The organism is Nesterenkonia halobia (genome assembly GCF_039536005.1).
GTDB classification, from domain to species: domain Bacteria; phylum Actinomycetota; class Actinomycetes; order Actinomycetales; family Micrococcaceae; genus Nesterenkonia; species Nesterenkonia halobia.
Map to the genome: position 1 here is coordinate 33,744 of NZ_BAAAYG010000001.1, position 22,080 is coordinate 55,823.

Annotated in this window: 20 protein-coding genes and 3 pseudogenes; 10 read left to right on the top strand and 13 right to left on the bottom strand. The window is 67.2% G+C overall.

Annotated elements, in window-relative coordinates; all coding sequences use genetic code 11:
- Nucleotides 1-34: 34 nt before the first annotated feature.
- Together ABD652_RS00100 and ABD652_RS00105 are read right to left on the bottom strand one after the other, a co-directional pair.
- Nucleotides 35-736 carry a hypothetical protein gene (locus ABD652_RS00100; RefSeq protein ID WP_344717153.1) on the bottom strand — a complete coding sequence of 234 codons (702 nt, stop codon included), beginning with the start codon at nt 734-736 and terminating at the stop codon, nt 35-37.
- Between the two features lie 212 nt (nt 737-948).
- Nucleotides 949-1,491 carry a single-stranded DNA-binding protein gene (locus ABD652_RS00105; protein ID WP_344717154.1) on the bottom strand — a complete coding sequence of 181 codons (543 nt, stop codon included), beginning with the start codon at nt 1,489-1,491 and terminating at the stop codon, nt 949-951.
- 348 nt (nt 1,492-1,839) lie between these two features.
- Here ABD652_RS00105 and ABD652_RS00110 point away from each other — a divergent pair.
- A pseudogene (locus tag ABD652_RS00110) lies at nt 1,840-3,114 on the top strand (IS256 family transposase).
- A gap of 416 nt (nt 3,115-3,530) precedes the next feature.
- On the opposite strand, the gene ABD652_RS00115 reads toward ABD652_RS00110, so the two are convergent.
- The 3 genes from ABD652_RS00115 to ABD652_RS00125 are packed head-to-tail and all read right to left on the bottom strand — an operon-like array spanning nt 3,531 to nt 6,422.
- On the bottom strand, nt 3,531-4,769 hold the full coding sequence (locus ABD652_RS00115) for a hypothetical protein (protein WP_344717155.1): 1,239 nt from the start codon (nt 4,767-4,769) through the stop codon (nt 3,531-3,533).
- Nucleotides 4,766-5,638: a cytochrome c biogenesis CcdA family protein gene (locus tag ABD652_RS00120; protein WP_344717156.1), complete on the bottom strand. Its 873-nt coding sequence runs from the start codon at nt 5,636-5,638 to the stop codon at nt 4,766-4,768. Before ABD652_RS00120 ends, ABD652_RS00115 begins: the two co-directional genes overlap by 4 nt.
- Nucleotides 5,639-5,645: 7 nt before the next feature.
- Complete coding sequence (locus tag ABD652_RS00125; protein ID WP_344717157.1) at nt 5,646-6,422, bottom strand: DsbA family protein; 777 nt, start codon at nt 6,420-6,422, stop codon at nt 5,646-5,648.
- A 116-nt stretch (nt 6,423-6,538) separates the two neighbouring features.
- On the opposite strand from ABD652_RS00125, the gene ABD652_RS00130 reads away from it, so the two are divergent.
- The 3 genes from ABD652_RS00130 to ABD652_RS00140 are packed head-to-tail and all read left to right on the top strand — an operon-like array spanning nt 6,539 to nt 8,603.
- Nucleotides 6,539-7,156, top strand: a complete 618-nt coding sequence (locus ABD652_RS00130) for a hypothetical protein (protein WP_344717158.1) — start codon at nt 6,539-6,541, stop codon at nt 7,154-7,156.
- The gene (locus ABD652_RS00135; protein ID WP_344717159.1) at nt 7,153-7,602 is read left to right on the top strand and encodes a BlaI/MecI/CopY family transcriptional regulator; all 450 of its coding nucleotides are present in this window, start codon (nt 7,153-7,155) and stop codon (nt 7,600-7,602) included. Before ABD652_RS00130 ends, ABD652_RS00135 begins: the two co-directional genes overlap by 4 nt.
- Nucleotides 7,599-8,603, top strand: a complete 1,005-nt coding sequence (locus ABD652_RS00140) for a M56 family metallopeptidase (protein ID WP_344717160.1) — start codon at nt 7,599-7,601, stop codon at nt 8,601-8,603. Before ABD652_RS00135 ends, ABD652_RS00140 begins: the two co-directional genes overlap by 4 nt.
- Here the strand turns inward: ABD652_RS00140 and ABD652_RS13935 are convergent.
- From ABD652_RS13935 to ABD652_RS00160, 5 genes and pseudogenes are all read right to left on the bottom strand, one after another.
- Nucleotides 8,512-8,799: pseudogene (locus tag ABD652_RS13935) on the bottom strand (hypothetical protein); the annotation flags it as partial. The gene ABD652_RS00140 and the pseudogene ABD652_RS13935 sit on opposite strands and share 92 nt — an antisense overlap.
- Before the next feature lie 136 nt (nt 8,800-8,935).
- The gene (locus tag ABD652_RS00145; RefSeq protein ID WP_344717161.1) at nt 8,936-9,214 is read right to left on the bottom strand and encodes a metal-sensitive transcriptional regulator; all 279 of its coding nucleotides are present in this window, start codon (nt 9,212-9,214) and stop codon (nt 8,936-8,938) included.
- On the bottom strand, nt 9,114-10,049 hold the full coding sequence (locus ABD652_RS00150) for a sulfite exporter TauE/SafE family protein (RefSeq protein ID WP_344717162.1): 936 nt from the start codon (nt 10,047-10,049) through the stop codon (nt 9,114-9,116). The genes ABD652_RS00145 and ABD652_RS00150 overlap by 101 nt, the downstream gene beginning before the upstream one ends.
- Entirely contained in the window at nt 10,046-10,657 is a 612-nt protein-coding gene (locus ABD652_RS00155; protein WP_344717163.1) for a rhodanese-like domain-containing protein, read from the bottom strand. The genes ABD652_RS00150 and ABD652_RS00155 overlap by 4 nt, the downstream gene beginning before the upstream one ends.
- Before the next feature lie 44 nt (nt 10,658-10,701).
- Complete coding sequence (locus tag ABD652_RS00160; RefSeq protein WP_344717164.1) at nt 10,702-12,096, bottom strand: MBL fold metallo-hydrolase; 1,395 nt, start codon at nt 12,094-12,096, stop codon at nt 10,702-10,704.
- 437 nt (nt 12,097-12,533) lie between these two features.
- On the opposite strand from ABD652_RS00160, the gene ABD652_RS00165 reads away from it, so the two are divergent.
- From ABD652_RS00165 to ABD652_RS00180, 4 genes are all read left to right on the top strand, one after another.
- Nucleotides 12,534-12,959, top strand: a complete 426-nt coding sequence (locus tag ABD652_RS00165; RefSeq protein ID WP_344717165.1) for a DUF302 domain-containing protein — start codon at nt 12,534-12,536, stop codon at nt 12,957-12,959.
- Between the two features lie 702 nt (nt 12,960-13,661).
- A complete protein-coding gene (locus ABD652_RS00170) occupies nt 13,662-14,369 on the top strand; it encodes a response regulator transcription factor (RefSeq protein ID WP_344717166.1) in 708 nt (235 codons plus the stop codon).
- Nucleotides 14,366-15,499, top strand: a complete 1,134-nt coding sequence (locus ABD652_RS00175) for a sensor histidine kinase (protein WP_344717167.1) — start codon at nt 14,366-14,368, stop codon at nt 15,497-15,499. The genes ABD652_RS00170 and ABD652_RS00175 overlap by 4 nt, the downstream gene beginning before the upstream one ends.
- 56 nt (nt 15,500-15,555) lie before the next feature.
- On the top strand, nt 15,556-16,182 hold the full coding sequence (locus tag ABD652_RS00180; RefSeq protein WP_344717289.1) for a DUF305 domain-containing protein: 627 nt from the start codon (nt 15,556-15,558) through the stop codon (nt 16,180-16,182).
- Nucleotides 16,183-16,300: 118 nt separating this feature from the next.
- Here ABD652_RS00180 and ABD652_RS00185 read toward each other — a convergent pair whose 3' ends face one another.
- The gene (locus ABD652_RS00185; RefSeq protein WP_344717290.1) at nt 16,301-16,684 is read right to left on the bottom strand and encodes a four-helix bundle copper-binding protein; all 384 of its coding nucleotides are present in this window, start codon (nt 16,682-16,684) and stop codon (nt 16,301-16,303) included.
- Between the two features lie 14 nt (nt 16,685-16,698).
- Here ABD652_RS00185 and ABD652_RS00190 point away from each other — a divergent pair.
- Nucleotides 16,699-17,876 (top strand): annotated as a pseudogene (locus ABD652_RS00190) (IS3 family transposase).
- Between the two features lie 283 nt (nt 17,877-18,159).
- Here the strand turns inward: ABD652_RS00190 and ABD652_RS00195 are convergent.
- On the bottom strand, nt 18,160-19,431 hold the full coding sequence (locus tag ABD652_RS00195; protein ID WP_344717168.1) for an MFS transporter: 1,272 nt from the start codon (nt 19,429-19,431) through the stop codon (nt 18,160-18,162).
- Nucleotides 19,421-20,086 carry a metalloregulator ArsR/SmtB family transcription factor gene (locus ABD652_RS00200; protein ID WP_344717169.1) on the bottom strand — a complete coding sequence of 222 codons (666 nt, stop codon included), beginning with the start codon at nt 20,084-20,086 and terminating at the stop codon, nt 19,421-19,423. The genes ABD652_RS00195 and ABD652_RS00200 overlap by 11 nt, the downstream gene beginning before the upstream one ends.
- Before the next feature lie 305 nt (nt 20,087-20,391).
- Here ABD652_RS00200 and ABD652_RS00205 point away from each other — a divergent pair, with 305 nt between their 5' ends.
- Nucleotides 20,392-21,654, top strand: a complete 1,263-nt coding sequence (locus ABD652_RS00205) for an Nramp family divalent metal transporter (RefSeq protein WP_344717291.1) — start codon at nt 20,392-20,394, stop codon at nt 21,652-21,654.
- Nucleotides 21,655-22,080: the final 426 nt, after the last annotated feature.

Below are 22,080 nucleotides of genomic sequence, written 5' to 3' on the forward strand. Positions count from 1 at the left end.
TCCTGCTGCCGGTTATAGGTGACCGGCGTGCCGCTCAGCTCTGCGGGGCCGGCTCCTGCGTCTGCGACGTCTCCGGGATCCGGCCGGCCTTCCGATACTCGTTCATCTGCTGCTCGATCGTCAGCTCCAGCAGATCCGGCAGCACCTGATCCTCGGTCTTCTCCAGCGGGGCCATCCCCTGCTGGATCATCCAGTCGAAGACCTCCCGAAGCATCGTGAACTGCTCGGCCAGGTGCCTCTCCTGGGTGGCCCGGTCCTTGCCCTGGAACCACCGGAACTCCAGCTCCTGGCCGTCGCGCTCCGGGTACACCAGATTCAGGAACGTGATCCACCGGGCCTTGCTGTACCGGATGAAGGCCGGGCTCATTGGCGTCCCCCGAGCGGTCAGCAGCGCCTGGGTCCAGTCGATGATCGTATAGATCTGATCCTGTTCCGGCGTCAGCGCCGGCGGGTGACCCTCCGGGATCACCTGGAACAGCTGGTCGTACTCCTCGTCCATCGGCAGTGTCCCCAGCAGACTCGGCACCTCGCTCGGCCGCTGCCAGCTCGTCGGGTCGTTCTCCCAGTCGACCTGCTCCAGATACTCCTCGATCTGGCTCGCCGCGCTGCGCAGCAGCCCCTCGTCGTGCGGGACGAACTGCTGAGGTTCCTTCTGCGTCGGAACCATCATTCGCGTCCGAGAGTTCTGCAGCCAGAACGCTCCCTGCCGGAGCTCGGTCACTGTTGTGCGTGCCATCCTCGTCACCTCCGCGCCCGGTGCTCTCGGGCTCTACGGCTGGCCTGCCGCCCTGGATATCGAACAGGGCCAGCTGATTCTCAACTTTGTTCCGTCCGCGCTGCGCCACATGCGCTCCTTTACATAACTCCACATCGCGAGCGGCCACGTCAACCCGCGCGCGATGTCTCGCCTCCGATCCCGCTCAATCGCTCAAGCCATCGCCTGGCCCTTCAGCCGCCACTCGGGCCGGGCTGGCCCGGCTGCTGGGCCTGCTGTTGCTGCGCCACTGCCCAGGACTCCTCAGCTTCACGCTGCAGCTGCTGCGCCTCCGAGGTGACCCCGACCTGCTGCTCACGTGCCGGCTGCTGGGCCTCTACTCCGACGTCCGGGCCGCGCTCGTGCTCCGGAGCACCGATCTCGACCGCATCGAAGCGCAGACTTGCCGCCACGTCGTTGGCCCAGATGCGACGGTTCAGCCCCGGTTCGCCCTCGTTGGTCACATAGGGCTCGACCGAGTAGTTGCCATCGACTCTCACGTGGTCGCCCTTGTGCAGGCTCGACTCGACGTTGTTGCCCAGCCGTTCGTTGTCGATCGCGACGTCGTAGAAGCTGGCGCCGGCGTCCTCCCACTCGCGGGCTTCACGGTTGAACCGGCGCTGGTTCTCCGCCAGTCGCAGTGTGACCAGCTCCCGACCTGCAGGAGTGGTGATCCGACGCGGATCCTCCACCAGATTCCCCGCGACCGACTTCTCGCCCATGCGTTCCTGCGCCATGGTCCTCTCCTCCTTCGCTCCTCGGGGGCGCTGCCCCGACTCCACTCACCGATGCGGACGCATCGACTTCAGGTCGCAGGAGATTCGGTCTGTGGTGACACACATCGGCCTGACACACATTCACTCGTCTTCTCGAGAGGGGGCCCTACTTTGTGGCTCGAGACGTCAAGCTGACCCAGCAACGCCCGGCAGTGACATGCAGAGAGGAATAGCACTATGACCGATGTAAGTAGCGTCCGCCAGAGTGGTTTACGGAACCCGGTGAGCGCGTCGAAGACATCGACGTGGCGGCCACCGTGTAATCCTTCGAGATAGCTCTCTACTTCCCTCACGGAGAAAGGCATCACGATGACCGCCGCGCCGTCGGCGTATCGACCTCACCCGCCTGCTCGAGGAACAGGTCCACCAGGCGAGCCCGGACCTGCTGCGCGACCTGCTGCAGACCTTCATCAACAGTCTGCTCTCTGCCGAGGCCGACGCGGTCTGCGGCGCTGACTACGGGGTCGCCAGCGAGACAAGGACCACTAGGCGCAACGGCTACCGCCACCCCGATTTCGACACCCGTGCCGGCACCCTGGATGTGGCTGTGCCCAAGCTCCGTGAAGGTTCCTACTTCCCTTCACTGGCTGCTCGAACGCCGCAAGCGCGCCGAACGTGCCCTGACCTCGGTGGTCGCGACCTGCTACATCCTCGGGGTCTCCACCCGGCGGATGGATAAGCTCGTGGGTTCCCTGGGCATCGAGAGCCTCTCCAAATCCCAGGTCTCGACCATGGCGAGCGAGCTCGATGAGCAGGTAGCCGCCTTCCGTGCCCGCCCGCTGGATGCTGGCCCGTAGACGTTCGTCGCCGCCGACGCGCTGGTGCTCAAAGTCCGCGAAGCCGGCCGGGTGGTGCCGGTCCATGCGCTGGTCGCCACCGGGATAAACGCCGACGGCCACCGCGAGATCCTGGGACTGCAGGTCACCTCCAGTGAGGATGGTGCCGGCTGGCTGGCGTTCTTCCGGGATCTGGGCGCCCGCGGGATGACCGGGGTCAAACGGGTCGCCTCCGATGTCCATCCGGGGTTGAAGGCCGCGATCGCCGCGACTCTGCCCGGCGCGTCGTGGCAACGGTGCCGGAGCCACTATACGGCGAATCTGATGAGCCAGCCGCCGAAGGCCTCGTGGCCGTGGGTGGAGACGCTGCTGCACAGCATCTATGACCAGCCCGAGGCTGAGGAGGTCCATGCCCAGTTCGGCCGGGTCGTCGAGGCTCTGGAGGCCAAGCTGCCGAAGGTCGCTGATCATCTCGGACAGGCTCGGGAGGAGATCTTGGCCAACACCTGCTTCCCGAAGCAACTGTGGGCCAAGATCTGGTCGAACAACCCCAACGAGCGGCTGAACAGTCAGATCCGCTTACTACACCGACGTGGTCGGGATCTTCCCCGACCGGGATGCGATCATCCGCCTGGTCGGGGCGGTACTGGCCGAGCAGCACGACGAGTGGGCTGAGGGGCGTAGGTATATGAATCTCGACGCCCTCGAACAGGCTCGGCTCGCCAGTGACGCTGATGCCGATGCTGAGGCCCGTGGAATCCTCAACGAAGAGGTGGGCTCCCGCACGATCGATCCGCTGGCGGCCTGATCCCAAGGCCGTAGCCGAGAAGGATCACGGCTCATACACCACTCCACCGGACTTGACCAATGTCATCTACCGCACGATTCTCAAGGACCTCAGCCCAGGTGCATCGGCCGACTCTTGACACAGAGGCCCTATCAGCGCTCCACGATCCACCCGTGACCGGCCCCTGGGTGACCCCCCCCCGGATCATTGATGACTGGAGGCAGACGATCATGCCCAGAGACCGGACCGGCCAACACTGCTCATCCTGCCGGAGAAGCAGCACACTTAGAAGCAAACGGGGGGATCGATGAGGGCCCCGTCGCGACGGCGGCCACCTGAGGGACAACGGTGCTGAACCTGGCCCTGTTTCCGTCCAGCGTCCGGGACCTCTCGCCGCTCGCTCGCCGCACGGCACCGCGCCGCCGACGGGGCCGCCGTCATCCTCCCGGGGATCCGCCCGACTGATCCGACTCGCCCGACTGATCGGACGGCGCCAGCAGGTACCCGTACGTCGAGCGGACTACTCCGGTGCCACGCACTGAGATGTGCCGCGGGACCGCGATGGTTCCCTCTTCCTCGGCGTCGTAGGCGGATCCGACGGCGCCGGTGGTGACATTGTGGATCTGCAGACGATCCTGATCACTCCGCAGGTAGACCAGCACGCCGCCGATGCCTGCGATCTCCAGGCCGGAGGCGTCGGCATGGGTGAAGAGCCGACGGCCCGAGGAGTCGTAGCCGGCGAGATCCTCGCCCAGAGTGATCCATGTCCCACTGGTGGGATCCTCTGCGGCGTCACGCAGGTCGTCGGCGATCACGTCGCCGGAGTCGAGATCGATGAGAGCCGCGTCGTCGGAGGCGACGCCGATCAGCGCCGCCGTCTGCGCGTCCGGCGTCGCGCTGCGCCGTCCGTCGACGGTTCCGGCCTCCCACCCGAGTTCGCTCAGTTCGACGTTCCACAGCGTGCCGCTCTCTGCGGCGCGGCGAGCCTGCAGTCGGCCGTCCTCTGCGGTCAGGACCGTTCCACGGTATTCCCCCACGATTCGCGGGGCCGCGTCCCCACGCTCGTCGACGATGACTTCGCCGGTGGAGGGATCGAGCACGACGCCGGGGCCCGACTCGCCCATCGCGCCCTCCGGCGGCGGAGCGAAGACCGTGCCCGGGCCCTGATGCGGTCCCGGAACCTCCACCGGCCCCCACACCTTCTCGCCGCTGAGCAGGTCATAGGCCGTGGCCGTGGTCGCGCCGAATCCTTCGCCGTCGGCCCGGTCCGTCAGCACCGCAAGCGGACGGTCCCCGGTGCTGGTAATCGTGAATCCGGTGCAGCTGACCGGGCGCTCGGCCTGCCAGAGGATCGTCCCGGAGGCGTCGACGGCGGAGAAGGTCAGCACGCCGTCGGTCTCGCCTGGCGCCAGGAACACCCCGTCGGCGGTCCGAGGCGGACTGTCCCAGCCGGGATCGCGCAGCCCCAGACCCTGCAGCTGCCGCGGCAGTCGGAGACGGCCCTGTTCCGCCTGCGGAGCCGCCTCGTCGATCTGCACGGGTTCGGGCTCGTAGGGCGGGGTCTCCTCCGCGGCGCCGTCCTGTCCCCCGGGGACACAGGCGGCGACGGCAAGCGTGACCACAGCCAGCCCGGCCAGGGCACGGCACCGGCGCGCGGAACGCAGTTCTGCCCTCATCGAGGGTCCTCCGCGGCATACTCGGCGCGAGCTCCTCCACGGACGGAGGCGCGCCGACGCATGCGCCACCAGATCAGCAGGACGACGACGGCGGCCAGGGCAACCAGCCCCGCATCCGCGCCGGAGGAGGCGAGCTCTCCCACTGCGGACTGGACTCTGCGCTGCACGGCGGTGGGCAGCAACGAGGGCACCGACACCAGGCCGTTGGTGGCCCAGAAGAGGACGCCCACTCCCATGATGAGCAGGCCGGTGAGCACCGAGGTGGTGTGCAGCTCGCGCCCCAGGACGCGGAACCCGCGGCCCCGCAGCAGCGACATAGTCCGTGGACTAAGCCTGGTCCAGGCGGCGGCCAGCACGAGCAGCGGCAGGGTCATGCCCAGTCCGTAGACCGCCAGCATCAGTCCCGCACGGAGGGCGCTGCCCTGCCCCACCGCCAGGGTCAGGATGGCCCCGAGGATGGGGCCTGCGCAGAAGCCGGCGACGCCGCTGGCCGCGCCGAGGAGCAGCGTCCGCAGCATCCCGGTGCGCCGGTGGGCGTGCTGCTGGAGACGATCGGCGCCGGGGAGGCGCCGAGACAGGTCGAAGCCGAAGCCAAGCGTCTGGGCCACTCCAAGGACGATCAGCAGCACCGCGGTCCCGACCACCAGCACTCCACGGGAGGAGGACAGCAGGTCGCCCATGGCCCCCAGACCCATCCCCAGCGGCACCAGGGTGACCACGAGACCGCCGTAGAAGACACCGGCGTGGAGCAGAAGCCGGCCGCGGCCGCCCAAGGTGGAGGCGAAGAACGCCGGCAGCAGCAGGGCTCCGCACGGGCTGAGCAGAGCGAGCACTCCGCCCAGCAGGGCGGTCAGCAAACTGATCTCCATCGTCGGCTCACGCCCCTGCGTCGACGAGCGCCTGGTCCACCCGCTGGGTAAACTGCTCGGTGGGCTGGGCCCCGACCATGGGCTCGCCGTCGATCACGAAGCCCGGCGTGGAGTACAGGCCGAGGTCCGTGCCCAGCGAACTGTTGGTCTCGATCTGATCGGCGGTCTTCTGGGAGGTCATGTCCTCGCGGAACGTCTCGACGTCCAGGCCGAGGTCTCCGGCGAGGCCGACCAGCGCCTCCCGGGTGAGCTGGTCCTCCGCCAGGTGCTCGCCTTCGGGAAAGAGTTCGTGGTGGTACTCCATGAAGCTGTCCTGCACTCCTGCGGCGTAGGCCGCCTTGGACGCGCGGACCGAGGGAGGGCCGTAGACGTTCAGGTCGCGCCATTCGATCCGCAGGTCGCCGGCCTCCACGTAGTCCATCATCGCCGGAAGGGTGTCCTGGCTCCAGGACGCACAGTACGGACACTGATAGTCGGAGAAGACCACCATGGTCACAGGAGCGTCGACCGGCCCGAGCGCCAGGGGGTCCTCCTCCTCGTGGGTCTCGACGAAGCTGAAGTCCTGCGTCTGGGAGTCCTGCGTACCGTCCTCCTGCTCTCCGGGGGTGACCACGTCGGTGGGCGCGGACTCGGCGCGGTTCGGCTCCGAACCTGCCGATCCGGCTCGGGAGGAGTCCTCGTCGCCGCCCGGCCACAGCAGCAGGGCGATCACGACGGCGGCCACGGCCACCACGACGACCGGGATCACCCAGCTGCGTCCGGTCAGTGCAGAATGTCTCGACATCAGGTCCCCTCTCGGGAGTCGGGTCGGGGGGGCGGATAATGAGTACTACCGACCATAGTAACTACTTCGGATAGTAACTATGCAAGATCGTCGACGATGCGGCATAGTGGCAGTCGATGAGCTTTCTCGGACGCACCGCGCAGCAGATCAGGACCGCCCTCGGGCAAGCTCGGGACGCGCTGCGGCTGTGGACCCCGCGCCAGATCATCGCCGCGGTGATCGCCTCCGGCGCGACGGCGGTGCTCATCGGGATCGTCACCGTGCTGATCCCCAACCCCCTCTTCTCCCGGGACGTCGCGCCGGTCGCCTGGAACTACCCGGTCTGGCTGCTCCTGTCAGGGCTGAGCGGCATGCTCTTCGCCACATACGTCCGGCCGCATCGCTCCGCACCGTCGGCCGCGGCCCGTCTCGGGGGTGCGGACCACAGCACGAGCAGCGACGGCGGCGCGGACCGGGAGGCCGACGACGGCCGCGGCGGCGGCATGGGCCTCGCCGGAGGGGTGCTGGCCTGGTTCGCCGTAGGTTGCCCGGTCTGCAACAAGCTGGTGATCCTCGCTCTGGGCTATTCGGGCGCGATGACCTGGTTCCACCCCGTCCAGCCCGTGCTCGGTGTCACCGCGACGGTGCTCAGCGCCGTCGCGCTGGTGATCCGACTCAAGGGGCAGATCGCCTGCCCCGTGCCCGTCCGACCGGCCCGGAATGCCTCCGAGGCGGCGAAGACGGTGCTGCGATGACGACGACCGATGCGCAGCACCCGAACGCGCCGTCGCCACAGCTGGGGCCCTTGGAGACCCGAGTCATGGAGCTGCTCTGGGAGACCAGCCCCCGCAGCATCCGCGACGTCATGGACGCGCTGCCGCAGCGGCCGGCCTACACCACGATCGCCACCGTCATGCAGAACCTGCAGCGCAAGGACCTGGTGCAGCCGCGGCGTGAGGGCCGCGCCGTGTTCTATCTGCCCACCGTCGACCGGGAGGCCCATACCGCCCGGATGATGCGCCATGTCCTGGAGTCCAGCCGCGACCGCTCGGCCTCCATCCTGCACTTCGTCCAGGACATGCCCGAGGAGGAGCTGACGATGCTCCGCCGGTATCTAAAGCAGACTTCCGGCGACGCGCACGCGGAGACCCCGGAGCCCGACGAGGACACCGCCCGTCGTCGGCGCGGGAGCCGACCATGACCCTGGTCCTCGCAGCGATCCTGCTGGTCGCCCTGCTGCTGCTCGCCGGCCTGTTCGGTCCGCGGGTCGTCCGCGCCGCAGCCCCGACACTGCGGCGCACTCCCCGTCTGGCCGTCCTCGCCATGCTCGGCACCCTGGCCGCGTGGCTGGCCGGCGTCGCGGCGATCGGCCCGATGCTGGCCTGGCGGGCCATGGGCCACGATGTCGCGCTCTCGGGACCGAGCGGGGCGGTCTGCCGCCGATGCCTGGCCGCCGCCGACCCATGGGCCCTCGGAGGAGGCTTCGACGCCGTCGGGCCGACCGTTCTGCTGGCGCTGCCGGTGCTGCTGCTCGGCGCCGTCGTCGCAGTCTCGATGCTGGTGAGCAGCCGCGGCCGCGCGCCGGCGTTGCACGAAGCCGGCAGCGCGCTGCGACGCGCCGGTCGAGCCCGCACCGTGCTCGGGTTCCGGGTCACCGTGGTCGGGGACTCTCATCCGGTCGCCTACAGCCTGCCTGCTCGCCACTGCGGCATCGTGATCTCCCAGCGTCTGATCGACGAATTCTCCGACGACGAGCTGCTCGCCGTACTGACCCACGAGAACGCACATCTGCGCCAGAAGCACCACCTGGTCCTCGCGCTGACCGGCGGGATCGGCCGCCGACTGCGGTGGGTCCCGCTGATCACTGCGATCGCCGAGGCGGTGCCGCACTACCTGGAGATCGCCGCCGACGACGCGGCACGACGCCGCACTGGCACCCCGGCCCTGGCGCGCGCACTGCTGAAGCTGGGCGAGAGCGGCCGGACGCCGGCCCCCGCGGCGCCCGCGCCTCACGCCGCACCGCTGGCGCTGCATGCCGCCGGCGTGGACAGGATCCGGCATCTCACCGCGCGCCGCGGATCGCCCGGCGGCACGGCTGCCGCGCTGGCGCTCACCGGCACCGCGCTGCTGCTGGTGGGCGGCGCCGCCGTGGTGCACCTGCCCTACGCCCTGGCGGTGATCGCGGGCTGCGCTCAGACCTGAGGCGGCGCGTCGAGACGGAGACCGCTGATCCGGTCCCCGCCAACCGCTGCGAGATCACTCGGGTGGATCCGCCCTGGCGCATGGAGACGCCGTAGAGCGCGTCGGCGACCTCCATGGTGTACTTCTGGTGGGTGACGACGATCAGCTGCGAGGACTCGCGCAGCTCCTCGAATATGACCAGCAGCCGCGAGAGGTTCCCCTTACTGGATTCCACGCCAAATGATTCTGCCCTGGCAGCTGCCGGAGGGGATGAGGGCCGAGTGTGAGGATGCGATCACAGTGGGCGACCGGCATTCTCGTACCAGCTATCGGCAGGTTCCGACTCTTCGGGCTCAGGAGAGCGAGAGGAAGAGCTTCTCCAGCTCCTCGACCGTCAGCCCGTCCTCGGCCTCCTTCGCGCCCTCGGGGTCGGTCACGCAGTACTGCATCGCCGAGGAGACCACGCTGAATCCGGCGCGATCCAGCGCCGTCGAGACCGCGGCGAGCTGGGTGACCACATTCCGACAGCTGTCACCCTCCTCCACGGCGTCGATCACCGAGTCGAGCTGCCCTCGGGCCCGCTTGAGGCGGTTCACAATCCTGCGCTGGACTTCCGGGTCTGCTTCCCTCATCATCGTCTCCTCGTTCTGATCCTGTGTTGCTCCATGATCCCAGTGCCACGCCGGCGACGGATACCAGGAATCCGGCGCCCAGGCCCCAGAGGCCCGGCAGCTCGACGGCCAGCACCACCAGGCTCATCGCGAGCACCAGGACGCCGAAGGAGCGTGTGAGAGCCGATGCCGGCACGCGCCGGGCGATGCTGGAGCCGATCAAGGACCCGGCCACCATCGCCGCGGTCACCAGCAGCGTCGTCGTCCAGTCGATCGACACGGTGGTGAGGTAACCCGCCATTCCGGTCAGCGATTTCATCGCGATGACCAGCAGCGAGGTGCTCACCGCGATCGGCATTGACAATCCTCCGAGCATGACCAGCGCCGGCACGATCAGGAACCCGCCGCCGGCGCCCACCATTCCCGTCAGCAGTCCGACGCCGAGGCCCTGGGCGAGGACGGCGACGGTCCCGGGGGCCGGTCGGGTGCGCTGGGTGGAGCGTCGGCGCAGCATGGCCAGTCCCGCGGCGGCCATCAGCACCGCGAAGAGCACCATGAGCAAGGTGTCCGGCAGGCGGGCACCCAGCGCTCCGCCGCCGAAGGCGCCGGTCATGGTCGCCGCCCCGAACAGCGCGCCCGTACGCCAGGCCACGGTGCCGCGCCGCGACGGCGCCGCGAGGGTGACCGCCGCGGTCACGCCGACGATCACCGTGGATGCGGCCATCGCCTCCTTGGTCGGCATTCCGGCGACATAGGTCAGCAGTGGCACCGCCAGGATGGTCCCGCCGCCCCCGAGCAGCCCCAGTAGGACTCCGACGACGGCGGCGAGGGCCAGCACCAGCGGCGGCAGGCTCACCGCTCGGTCCCGTCGCGCCGGGCCGTCGTCGGCATGGCGGCGAAGACGTCGTCGAGACTCGGGGCGGGGACATCCCGGTTCCACGGCATCTTGTCCAGTGCCTTGGCCATGGCGCAGGAATCGGACAGCGCAGAGTACGTCAGCCCCGCCCCCACTGCTCCGGCCAGATAGCCGATGGCCGGGGAGACGAGCTTTCCGCCGAGGAAGCCGGTCAGCACCAGCGATCCGGCGGCCATCCGGACCTGTCGGTCCATCGCCCATCGGTCGCCGGCGCGGCGGGTCAGCCGGTCGTGCTGCTGGCCCATCGCGGAGACGCCGCCGTCGAGCACGGTCGCCTCGCGCCCGACGGCGGCCAGCTCCTGCGCGGCCTGGCCGGCCCGCCGGCCGCTCTGGCAGAGCAGCACGACGTCGTCGCTCCGGTCGGCGAGGCGCGCGGCGAGCCGCTCACGGTGCTGCTGGAGCATGTCCAGCGGCACGTTGATCGAACCCGGCACGTGGATCGTGGCGTGTTCGGCCGGGGTGCGGACGTCGAGCATCAGCGGCGCACGGTCGGCGTCGATCGCGGCGGCCAGTTGGTCGGGAGACATGGTCGTGGTGGTCTCAGACATGAGAATCCTTTGTCGTCGATGATGGGTGCTGGATTCTGGTTCGATCAGGCTCCGGAGTTCTTCCACTCCGACCAGCCGGCATAGCTGCCGACGAGCTCGCGCACGTCATGGCCCTGGCTGCGCAGAGCGCTCGCGGCGACGGAGTTGCGCCGCCCGGACTGGCAGTAGGTGACGATCGGGCCCTCCGCCGGCAGCTGGTCCTGGTGCCAGAGGACCCTGCCTCCACTGAGCTGGTGGGATCCGGGGATGTGGCCGGCAGCGTGCTCGTTCGCGGTGCGCACGTCCAGCAGCATCGCCGGCTCGACGTCCTGCAACCCCGCCGGAGAGATCTGCGGCGGCCGCACCTCCTGCAGCCCCTCACGACTGGTGACATAACCGGCCACCTGGTCGATGCCCACACGCAGCAGGTGGGCACGCTGGCGCTCGGCGTCGTCGGCGTCGGTGGCGAGCAGGATCAGCGGCCGCGTGTTGCGCTCCGGGTCATAGGCCCAGGCGCCGAAGCTCGCGGTCTTGCCGTCTCCCGGAATGTTCAGCGAGCCCACGACAGTGCCTTCGGCGACCTGGGTGTGACGCCGGCTGTCGACGAAGAGCGCGCGGTCCTCCTCGAGTGCGCTGCGCACGGTGGCGGCGTCGAGCTCCGGCAGAGGCTGCCGGGGGCCGAGGATCTCGGGACCGCGCGTGTTCTGCCGTTTCATGCGGCTGAAGTAGGAGTGGGCGTCGGGCTGGCCGGAGAGCAGCTCGTCGACGAAGCTCTGCTCATCGTCGTTCGCCAGGTGGGGCGCCCACCAGGCGTGGTGCCGCTCGTAGCCGACCGTGGTCGCCGGCAGCGCGCCCAGGGCCTTGCCGCAGGCGCTTCCGGCACCGTGGCCCGGGTGGACCATCACGTGGTCGGGCAGGGTGAGGAACTCGCGCTTGAGGCTCTCGAAGAGCTGGTGCGCGGCCTCGAAGCGGGTGTCCTCGCCGCCGGCGGCCTCGTCGAGCAGGTCCGGGCGGCCGGTGTCTCCGGCGAAGACGAAGTCCCCGGAGATCATGTATCCCGGCTCATCGGCGGCGGCGCCATCGGTGATCAGGAAGACCAGGTGCTCAGGCGTGTGGCCGGGCGTGTGGCGGGCCTCGATGCGCACGTTGCCGAGGGAGATGACGTCTCCGTGGTGCAGCCGCTCGGCGTCGAACCCGTACTGCCAGTCCTCGCCGCCCTCGGCCGAGACGTGGGCCGTCGCGTCCGCGGCCGCGGCGAGTTCGCGAGTGCCGGAGAGATAGTCGGCGTGGATGTGGGTCTCGGCGACATGCGCGATCCGCATCCCGTGACGCGCGGCGAGATCGAAGTACTCGCCGACGTCGCGGCGCGGGTCGATGACGATCGCCTCCCCGGTCGCCTGGCAGCCGATGACGTAGCTGGCCTGAGCCAGATCCTCGTCGTAGATCCGTTCCAGAAGCATGGTGAGCTCCTTCCCTTCATCGTCTTGAGTACCCCAGGGGGTATATACCCAATCCTCACATATACCCCCTGGGGTATCAAGGGGGCGAATCCGTTGAAACGTGGCGCGAATTACTAGAGACCCCCTCGTCAACCCGTAAACGATCGTCACTGAGACGTTGCCGCGGAGTATTGTCGCCATTTACCCTTCGACAACCAATGAGTACTGATCTCGTGACTCCTGCCGCACACAGCAAGGCGGGGACACCCGCTTCCCATCGCCCGAGTAGTGACCACAGGCATTAGCTATGGATGTCTGGACAGCCTCGCCCGGCGGGACCCTCCGCCCCCCCCCCCCGGCTGATTGTGGCAAGGGCCTGGAGAGGCAGTCCCTCTCCATAGGCTGAACTCGGGGGAGCCTGACAGCCTGAAACGTGAAGCCAATCCGGAGGAGTCACCATGACCTACACCCACACCGTCACCGTTCCCCTGCCCTACGACCAGGCCGTGGAACGCACCCGCGCCGCTCTAGCCGACCAAGGCTTCGGCATCCTCACCGAGATCGACGTCAAGGCGACATTCGCCGCCAAGCTGGACGAAGAGGCCGCCGAAGCCGTCGGCGACTACGTGATCCTGGGCGCGTGCAACCCTGGTCTGGCCAGCAGGGCCCTAGCTGCCGAGCCGGAGCTCGGCGCCCTGTTGCCCTGCAACGTCGTGGTTCGTCGCGGCGATGACGACGAACGGGCCATCGTGGAGGCCATTGACCCTCAGACCATGGTTCAGCTCAGCGGCAGCCCCCGAGTGCGCGAGGTCGCCGATGACGCCGACACGCGACTGCGAGCAGCCCTGTCCGCGCTCAGCGAAGCCGGCCTTACAGCCAGCTGACCCCCACCTCGATCGCATGACAGTGATGCAAACCACAGGAGGGATGCTCCACAGAGCGTGGAGCGCCCCTCCTCTGATTGATAGACCGCATAACGCAAGTAGTCCAGCGATGTTTCGCGTCGAATGGTCCAGCATCAGGCACGGGGTCAATGCGTGCTCGCGTTCGGCGAACCTCCCCACGGGTTGACGCGCAGAGCGCTACGGCACACACTCCGTCGCCCGATTCTCGCCCCGTTCGGCGTGGCAGACCCTGCTTGGAACGTTCACCAATCCGCCAACCAGTTCCAACGAAATACCGCCACTCATCTCCGGTAGCCACACTCAGTCACTTCGTTACCTTTCTGCGCACACTCACTAACCACCGTTACTGATGTCGCTTTTGAAGGTGAGTGGCGGTGTTCTATCGGTGCTCTATGGCGGACACCGATGGTGGTCTCCGACAAGGCGAGCAAGGCTGAACAGCCGCGCTCAGGGCCGCATATCGCCCTCAACCCAACGCCGCCGAGGTGATGCCAGCAGCCCAAGCACATCTCTGGCGCATCTCCGAGTCTCGCCGCATCCTCGCCCGACGGTCCCCAGAAGGCCAGAAGCGGTTCTGCTTTCGGGGGTTGCAACGTGGCCGGTGTGAAGGTCCTATGAAGATGCTCCCGGACACGTGCCAGGTGAGAACACCTCCAGTTCGGCAGAGGACAGACTGGAGGCATGAACTCTGGCTATGACTCCCCGATCCTGGCGGGACGGGTGCTGGTGGTCGATGATGAAGAACCCTTGGCGCGCATGGTCACCACCTACCTCACCCGCGCCGGATGCGCCGCAGAGGCTACTTATGCAGGGCCTGAGGCCCTCGACCTCGCCCGTTCACGAGATCCCGACGTGGTGGTCCTGGATCTGGGGCTGCCCGGGTTGGACGGGATCGAGGTGTGCCGCCGGCTACGGACGTTCTCGGAGTGCTACGTACTGATGCTCACTGCTAGAGGATCCGAGGAGGACAAGCTGGCTGGGCTGGCCGCCGGCGCCGACGACTACATCACCAAACCCTTCAGCATCCGTGAGCTCGTCGCCCGCATCGCCGCAGTGCTCCGCCGTCCGCGCCACGTCGTCGACTCCACTGAGCCAGTCCGGGTGTACGGGAAACTAACCCTCGACCTTGCTGCTCACGAGGTGCGGGTCGAGGGAAGCCCGGTCCCGCTGACGAGAACGGAGTTCGACCTGCTGACGGCGCTATCGACGCATCAGCCCCAGGTCATGACCCGCCGTCGACTCATCGACATCGTCTGGGGACCGGCCTGGGTGGGCGACGAACGCCTGGTGGATGTTCATATCGGGAATCTGCGCCGCAAGCTCGATGATGACTCTGGACGCTATATCGACACTGTCCGCGGCCTCGGATACCGGATGGTCGACCAGTGAGCGCCAGACGAAGCCTGACCTTCCGATTTCTCGCCGCGCAGCTTCTGGTGGTCGCCGCGAGTCTCTCGGCGGCTGTGGTGGTGGCCTGGGTGGCTGGGCCGCCGATCTTTCATGAACACCTGGTGATGGCCGGGCACCGTGAAGGATCAGCGGAGCTACTCCACGCTGAACAGGCCTACCGTGACACGACGCTGCTCGTCCTCGGTGTGGCCCTGGGATCTGCCGTGGTGTGTGCGCTGGCGGTCAGTGCATTCTGCGCCCGACGTATCCGTCGGTCTCTGGGCCAGTTGACCGCTGCAGCCCGGAGCATGGCCTCTGGGCGCTATGACACCCGGGTGCCGGAACTGGCAGGCGGCCCGGAGGTGGGGACTCTGACCGGGGCGTTCAACACGATGGCCTCCCGGCTGGAGGGCACCGAGGCGACTCGTCAGCGGATGCTCTCGGATCTGGCCCATGAGCTGCGCACTCCGGTCTCGGTACTGTCTGTCTACCTCGATGCCCTCCAGGACGGGGTCGCTTCCTGGGACGGCCCCACGAAAGAGTTGATGGCCGGGCAGCTGGGACGTCTGGAGCGGCTGGTCGAGGACATCCATGACGTCTCCCGCGCCCAGGAGGCACGCATCGTCCTCGAGCGCGACGATCATCCCGTCGAGGCGCTGCTCCAGGAGGCGGCAGAGGCACACAGCGAGGCCTTCGCCACAAAGGACGTCACACTGTCGCTAGAGATCGAAGCGCGTACCGGAACCGTGGAGGTCGACCGGCAGCGCATCGGGCAGGTGCTGGCCAACCTGCTCAGCAACGCCCTGCGTCACACTCCCTCTGACGGCCATGTCACTCTTCGTGCTGTCACTTCTGGGGAAGATCACCTGACCCTGCTGGTGTCCGACACCGGTGAGGGCATCGACGCCGAGCATCTGCCCCATCTCTTCGAACGCTTCTACCGCGCCGACGCCGCCCGAGACCGTGACCACGGTGGTTCCGGGATCGGGCTGGCCATCTCTCGGGCCCTGGTCGAGGCCCACGGCGGCACGCTCCGTGCCACCTCCGAGGGCCCAGGCCAGGGTGCCACCTTCGTCGTCGAGCTACCTCGCCGATCCCGCCAGGGTTGGACAGTGCCGGCCGATGACTGAGTATCGCTCTCTGCTCACCCCTGGAACGACCTGATATGACAACGGAAGGACACATGATGACACGCACGTTCCCCCTGGCGACCCTGGCGCTGGCCTCGACCCTGGCCCTGACGGCCTGCGCTGCCGAGACCACCGAGGAGGAACCCGGCACCGACACCAGCTCCTCGGCCACCGGTTCTGCCGAGCAGATCTCGTCCGAACACAACGAGGCGGACGTGACGTTTGCACAGATGATGATCCCGCACCATCAGCAAGCTGTGGAGATGAGCGAGATGCTGCTGGCCAAGCAGGACGTCTCACGTGAGGTCGCCGACTTCACTCACGGGGTCATCGATGCCCAGGGTCCGGAGATCGAGCGGATGAACGCGATGCTCGAGGCATGGGGTGAGGAAACCATGGACACGGGCAGCATGGACAGGGAAGACATGGACGGCTCGGGCCATGGTGGGATGAGCGGGATGATGAGTCAGGAAGACCTGACTGCCCTGGAGGAGGCCCAGGGTGCTGAGGCCTCCCGGCTCTACCTGGAGCAGATGATCACACACCACGAGGGCGCGGTCGAGATGGCTCAGAGCCAGGTCGACGAGGGGCAGAATCCGCAGGCGCTTCGCCTGGCCGAACAAGTCATCGATGCGCAGGAAGCCGAGATCACTGAGATGGAACAGATGATCGAAGACCTCTGACGAAGCTCTACGAGAGCGGCACCTGACCCTGTCGTTCACAACAACGTGGGTCAGGTGCCGCTCGCGTCTGCCGAGAACCGTCCAGAGCAGTTCCCCAGAAGACTCCGGTTGCTAGGGATCAGCCCAGCGTGGAGATAAGTTCAGCGCAGGCCTGCTCACAGCGTCGGCAGGCCTCGGCGCACACGTTGCAGTGCTCGTGCATCTGTCCATGCCGGGCACATTCGTCGGCGCATACCTGGCAAGCTGCCTGACAGGCCTGCAGGACCGCGCGGATCAGATCGACGTTGTATCCGGTCTGCCGGGATAGCACATTGCCGGTCGTCGCGCAGATATCGGCACAGTCCAAGTTCGTGCGGATGCAGGTCGTCAGATCAGAGACATGCTCCTCTGCCAGGCATGCATCCGCGCACGCTGTGCAGGTCTGGGCGCACTCGAAACAGGCCTGGATGCACTCGGGGTCTGCTGAAGGTTCGGTTGACTTCCTGACTGCTCGAGCGAGCAGAGAGGATAGTCACTATGCCGAAGATCTACTCCGAGGAGTTCAAGGCCACCGCACTGGAGCTCCTCGATTCCGGGATGACTCAGCAACAGGTCTGCGAAGATCTGGGACTGTCGAAGTCGACCCTGCAGCTATGGGTGAAGAACCGCAGGATGACCCAGCACGGTTTCGAACCGTCCGAGACGGTCGCAGATCGCGCTGAGCAGACCAGGATGCTGCATATCCGCGAGCTCGAGCAGGAGAACAAGGTCCTGCGTGAAGCCGCGGCCTATCTCTCGCAGGCGAACCTGAAGATCGGCCACACTCGCCCAAATGATGCACCCGCTGTGTCGGTGACCTTGCCGCCGCCGGTGTCCCGGTGACGGTGACCTGTCGGGTGCTGGGCTTCTCCAAACAGGCCTTCTACAAATGGAACGCCGCCACGGTCGCGGCACGGGACCTGGAAGAGGCGCATCTGCTCAACGCGGCCTATGACGTCCACGCCGACGACCCGGAGTTTGGCCACCGGTTCATCGCCGACGAGGTCACCGCCGCTGGCTATCTGGTCTCGGAACGACGAGTCTGGCGGCTGAGTTCGCAGGAGAGGATCTTCTCGTCCACCCAGCGCAGGTCCCGGTCCACGACGAAGAAGGCTGGCCCTGCGGTCACCGACGATCTGGTCCACCGCGAGTTCACCGCCGAAGCTCCGAATCGGCTGTGGCTGACCGACATCACCGAGCACCGCACTGCTGAAGGCACGCTGTATCTCTGCGCGGTCAAGGATGTCTTCTCCAACCGGATCGTCGGCTATGCGCTTGATCGGAGGATGAAGTCCGCGCTGGCGGTGGCCGCGATCGAGGATGCCGTTACTCGCCGCGGTCGCAACGCGGTCATCGGCTGTGTGGTCCATTCGGATCGAGGCAGTCAGTTCAGATCACGGAAGTACCAGCGCACGCTGGCGGCCCATCGGCTGGCCGGGTCGATGGGCCGAGTCGGTGCTGCCGGGGACAACGCGGCGATGGAGAGCTTCTTCTCCACGTTGGTCAAGAACGTGCTGAACACGCGGTCCTGGGATTCTCGGGATCAGCTGCGCAGGCGGATCATCCACTGGATCGAGCGGACCTATCACCGGCGTCGTCGTCAGCGCCGGCTTGGGAAACTGACTCCGATCGAATACGAGACCGTCTACACTCAAGACGTCGCGTTGGCGGCGTGAACTACGGAGTCAACCGAACCCTCAGCAGACCCCATATACACCCTGCCGAAGGCAGCTATAGCCCATCATGGTGCCAGAGCCGCCACTGTGAACCGGCAGTAGGCCCCGTCCACCCGCTAAAGCCGGGGTTGATAGTTCACTGTCATCGGAACCACGGTAGCTCCGTTACCCCCTCAGGGCGCTGCTTCTCCGGCAGGATGTGAACCGTCCGGGGCTCTCCGTTCTTGATGGGGCGAACCCCGGGCGGTTCACATCTGGGGCCCTGAGTCACACTGGCTCTTCGTCATGCGCGGACGGCATGACGAGTTCGGGCCCATAGCAGCACTGGGATCAGGGCGAGGGCCAGTACGCCCCCGCCCAGAGACAGGGCCTGGTAGCTGGAGGCGGAGACGACGACTCCGGACATCGCGCCGCCGCCTGCACCGGCCAGGGCGATGAGGACATCGATCGTGCCCTGTGTGCGCGGCCGGTTCTGCGGCACAGTGGCATCCACGACCAGTGCGGTGCCTGCGATCAGGCCGATGTTCCAACCGACGCCGAGGAGCATGAGGGCAAGAATCAGCAGGCCGAGGGAATCGCCCGGTGCTGTCGCTGCGAGCCCGGCTGCCAGCAGCAGGATCACGCCTGAAGCGATGACCATCGGAGTACGACCGACCCGGTCGACCAGAGCCCCGGTGAACAGGGACGGCAGCCACATGGACCCGACGTGCAGGCCGATGACCAGGCCCACTGCGGCCATGTCGTGGTGGTGGGCGCGCATGTGGATCGGGGTCATGGTCATGATCGCGACCATGACCACCTGGGTGAGCACCATGACCGTCGCCCCCACGTACGCGCCGATCCCGACCCTGGGCGCCTCTCCGTCGGGAGTCGAGTCAGTTCCGCTTTCGGCGGCGGAGACGATCCTCCGTGCCAGCAGGAAGGGATCCGGACGGAGGAAGGCGAACAGCACCAGCGCAGCGGCAGAGTATGCCGCGGCCGCCAGGAGGAATGGGCCGGCGAGCGTGGGCACGCCCACGATCTCAGCTAGAGCACCGAGCGGTTCGATGAGGTTCGGTCCTGCCACGGCTCCGACAGTGGTGGCGACCATGGCCATGCTGGTGCCGAAGCCGCGTCTGTGGGGCTGGGCCAGGTCGGTTCCGGCATAGCGGGCCTGCAGGTTCGTGGCAGTTCCGGAGCCGTAGACGAACAGGGAGATGAAGAGTAGGACCACGCTGCCGCTGACGGCTGCGATCACCACGCCGAAAGCTCCGAGGCCGCCGGCGAGGAAGCCCGAGGCCAGGCCTAGGCGACGACCGAGCCGCTGGGTCGATCGGCCGACCAGGAACGCGGCCAGAGCGGATCCGAGGGTGAACAGGCCGGTCGGCAGCCCGGAGAGAGAGGCTGTGCCCAGCATGTCCTGGGCCAGCAACGCACCCACGGAGATGCCCGCGGCCAGGCCCGCGCCGCCGAGAACCTGACTGAGCACCACCACGGTGAGTGTTCGCCGGTGGATGCGGGCCTGCTCGGAGGCAGGGAGGAGAGCTGGTTCGGCCGCACGGATCTCAGGCGACACCGAGGTCGACCTCCTTGCTGGCGCGCCATTCCATGACTCCTTCGTCCATGGCCTTCGCGTCGATGTGGTGGGCGCGCAGCAGCACGGCGGCCTCGCGTGCCAGTCGGCACAGCTCACCGCGGCAGTAGACAACGACTTCCGCACCGGCGGGGATCTCGTCGAGTCGGCCTTCGAGCTCGGCCAGGGGAAGACAGATCGCGCCGGGGAAGTGCCCGGCCTCGTACTCCTCGACGGGACGCACATCGATGATGAACATCTCGGAGGTGACAGCGGCCGGGTCGATGACCGGCCCCTGGGCCTGCGGCTCGCCCATATAGGAGTTCAGGGCATCCTTCAGCCGCGGATACCGATTGAGCGCGACGCGTTTGGCCGCGGTGTAGAGCTCGATCGCATCGTCTCCGCTGAGCTGGTAATAGATCGTCGTCCGCTCGCGACGCCTGCTCACCAGCCCTGCACGATTCAGCGTCTGCAAGTGAGCTGAGGTCGTCGTCGTAGCCATCTCGGTCAGCCGGGACAGTTCCTCGACGGAGTGCTCGCCCTGGGCCATGAGCTCCATCAGTTCGAGCCGGCGGGCATTGGCGATGGCTTTGACCGCTTCGGCGAAGGCCTCGAACACGGCGACCTTGCCCGCTTCCCCGTTATTCCACGAAATCATGGAAAACAATAGTAGGTGCAGGGCCTGGGCTCGTCCAGGACTACGTCCACCGTGCAGCGCTCCGGGCCTCGCGAAGCGTCGCCGCACATCGAGGCGTCCCGCGCCGAACGTCCCGAAAGAGGGATCCCGACGGTAAGACCATCAGGCGGTCTCCTCGGGGTGGCACACGATCCCACCGCCGCATCAGCCGGCGCCGACGTCGCCCCGGGCGCTCGTCACCGACTGCCGCCCGATGGGCCTCGGGATTCCCCGACATCTCGCCATGCTCTACGATTTTAGGCATGGCTAAATCATCGATGGCGCAGATGCCTGCCGACACTGGACTGCGGCGGCAGGCCGGACGCGGTCTCTGGCTCCTCGGGCCGGCGCTGGTCGCCGGCGTGGCGTATCTGGATCCTGGGAACGTGGCGGCGAACATGACTGCCGGCGCCCGATTCGGGTATCTGCTGGTCTGGGTGGTGGTTCTGGCCAATGTGATGGCCTGGCTGATCCAGTATCTCTCGGCCAAACTCGGCCTGGTGACTGGGATGAGCCTTCCCGAGATCCTCGGAGCTCGGTTATCTCACCCGTGGGCGCGTCGGGCGTACTGGTTGCAGGCGGAGCTGGTGGCCATGGCCACTGACGTCGCCGAGGTCATCGGTGGGGCGGTGGCGCTGAACCTGCTCTTCGGGGTGCCTCTGGTCTGGGGCGGTGTACTGACCGGGGTGGTCTCGATGGGACTGTTGGTCGTTCAGACTCGACATGGCGCCCGCTCTTTCGAAACGCTGATCGTCGCGCTGATGGTGCTGATCACTGCTGGGTTCACCGCCGGGGTCATCGTAGCCCCGCCTTCGGTCGGTGGGGTGGCGAGGGGATTGGTGCCGCGTTTCGAGGGAACTGATTCAGTGCTGCTGGCGGCCTCGATCCTGGGAGCCACTGTTATGCCGCATGCGATCTATTCTCATGGGGCGTTGGCCCGCGACCGATTCCCTCACACAGCGCGCGGTCTCGACGGCGGTCCATCAACGCTGACTCTGGTGCGTGTGGCCCGATGGGACGTCTCCGTCGCGATGTTGGTCGCCGGCACCGTGAATCTGGCGATGCTGGTGCTAGCTGCTGCGAACCTGACCGGAGTGGCCGGCACCGACTCGCTGCACGGCGCCCATGCTGCACTGCGCGAGGGTCTGGGCCCGATGGTCGCAGCGCTCTTCGCCGTGGGACTGCTGGCCAGCGGGCTGGCCAGCACCTCAGTGGGCGCCTACGCCGGTGCCGAGATCATGTCCGGACTGCTGCGCCTGCGACTGCCGATCGTGATGCGCCGCCTGATCACTCTGGCTCCGGCGCTGGTCGTGCTGGCAGCCGGCATCGATCCGACGACTGCGTTGGTACTCAGTCAGGTGGTGCTCTCCTTCGGCATTCCCTTCGCCCTGGTGCCGCTGATCATCCTGACTGCACGACGTGGAGTGATGGGTAAGTACATCAATCGCCTCGCCACGACGTGGCTCGGCGGCATCAGCGCAGGACTGCTGGTTGCCCTGAACGTGGCGCTGCTCTGGCTGACCTTCGCCCCCGACATGACATCAACCTGATCCTTAGGCCCTACAGATCAGTCGACCTGTGGCCACCCCTCAACAACCATGCGATGGCTAATGATGGCGTAGCGGATCCTGCCCTTCGTTGGGGCAAGAATGTTGCGCCCCGACCGTCTCTGCACCCTCTCGTAGATCGGAAGTCAATCGGACCTCCAACAGACCCCCGCACCCCTTCGTGACGACATAGTCGACAGACACGGATCACAATGTCGGTGAGGGGCTCGGCATAAGTCCGGGAGAGGTCCATGCTACGTTCGGTCAGGGTCCCGACAACGATCGGGCGGATCTCAGAATGCCTCAGAGTTCCTGCAGACGGACCTTCTACCGCGTAACCGAAGCGGTGTGCCAGCAAGGCTGCCGCGATCTGGGACGCCGCCATAAACCGGCGATATGTGCCCGCCACTAAGCCCCCATAGCCACAGT

What these genes read in the sequence shown, in the direction of transcription:
- ABD652_RS00100 (WP_344717153.1), bottom strand. Translation starts at nt 736, where the DNA reads ATGGCACGCACAACAGTGACCGAGCTCCGGCAGGGAGCGTTCTGGCTG.
- ABD652_RS00105 (WP_344717154.1), bottom strand. Translation starts at nt 1,491, where the DNA reads ATGGCGCAGGAACGCATGGGCGAGAAGTCGGTCGCGGGGAATCTGGTG.
- ABD652_RS00115 (WP_344717155.1), bottom strand. Translation starts at nt 4,769, where the DNA reads ATGAGGGCAGAACTGCGTTCCGCGCGCCGGTGCCGTGCCCTGGCCGGG.
- ABD652_RS00120 (WP_344717156.1), bottom strand. Translation starts at nt 5,638, where the DNA reads ATGGAGATCAGTTTGCTGACCGCCCTGCTGGGCGGAGTGCTCGCTCTG.
- ABD652_RS00125 (WP_344717157.1), bottom strand. Translation starts at nt 6,422, where the DNA reads ATGTCGAGACATTCTGCACTGACCGGACGCAGCTGGGTGATCCCGGTC.
- ABD652_RS00130 (WP_344717158.1), top strand. Translation starts at nt 6,539, where the DNA reads ATGAGCTTTCTCGGACGCACCGCGCAGCAGATCAGGACCGCCCTCGGG.
- ABD652_RS00135 (WP_344717159.1), top strand. Translation starts at nt 7,153, where the DNA reads ATGACGACGACCGATGCGCAGCACCCGAACGCGCCGTCGCCACAGCTG.
- ABD652_RS00140 (WP_344717160.1), top strand. Translation starts at nt 7,599, where the DNA reads ATGACCCTGGTCCTCGCAGCGATCCTGCTGGTCGCCCTGCTGCTGCTC.
- ABD652_RS00145 (WP_344717161.1), bottom strand. Translation starts at nt 9,214, where the DNA reads ATGAGGGAAGCAGACCCGGAAGTCCAGCGCAGGATTGTGAACCGCCTC.
- ABD652_RS00155 (WP_344717163.1), bottom strand. Translation starts at nt 10,657, where the DNA reads ATGTCTGAGACCACCACGACCATGTCTCCCGACCAACTGGCCGCCGCG.
- ABD652_RS00160 (WP_344717164.1), bottom strand. Translation starts at nt 12,096, where the DNA reads ATGCTTCTGGAACGGATCTACGACGAGGATCTGGCTCAGGCCAGCTAC.
- ABD652_RS00165 (WP_344717165.1), top strand. Translation starts at nt 12,534, where the DNA reads ATGACCTACACCCACACCGTCACCGTTCCCCTGCCCTACGACCAGGCC.
- ABD652_RS00170 (WP_344717166.1), top strand. Translation starts at nt 13,662, where the DNA reads ATGAACTCTGGCTATGACTCCCCGATCCTGGCGGGACGGGTGCTGGTG.
- ABD652_RS00180 (WP_344717289.1), top strand. Translation starts at nt 15,556, where the DNA reads ATGACACGCACGTTCCCCCTGGCGACCCTGGCGCTGGCCTCGACCCTG.
- ABD652_RS00200 (WP_344717169.1), bottom strand. Translation starts at nt 20,086, where the DNA reads ATGATTTCGTGGAATAACGGGGAAGCGGGCAAGGTCGCCGTGTTCGAG.
- ABD652_RS00205 (WP_344717291.1), top strand. Translation starts at nt 20,392, where the DNA reads ATGCCTGCCGACACTGGACTGCGGCGGCAGGCCGGACGCGGTCTCTGG.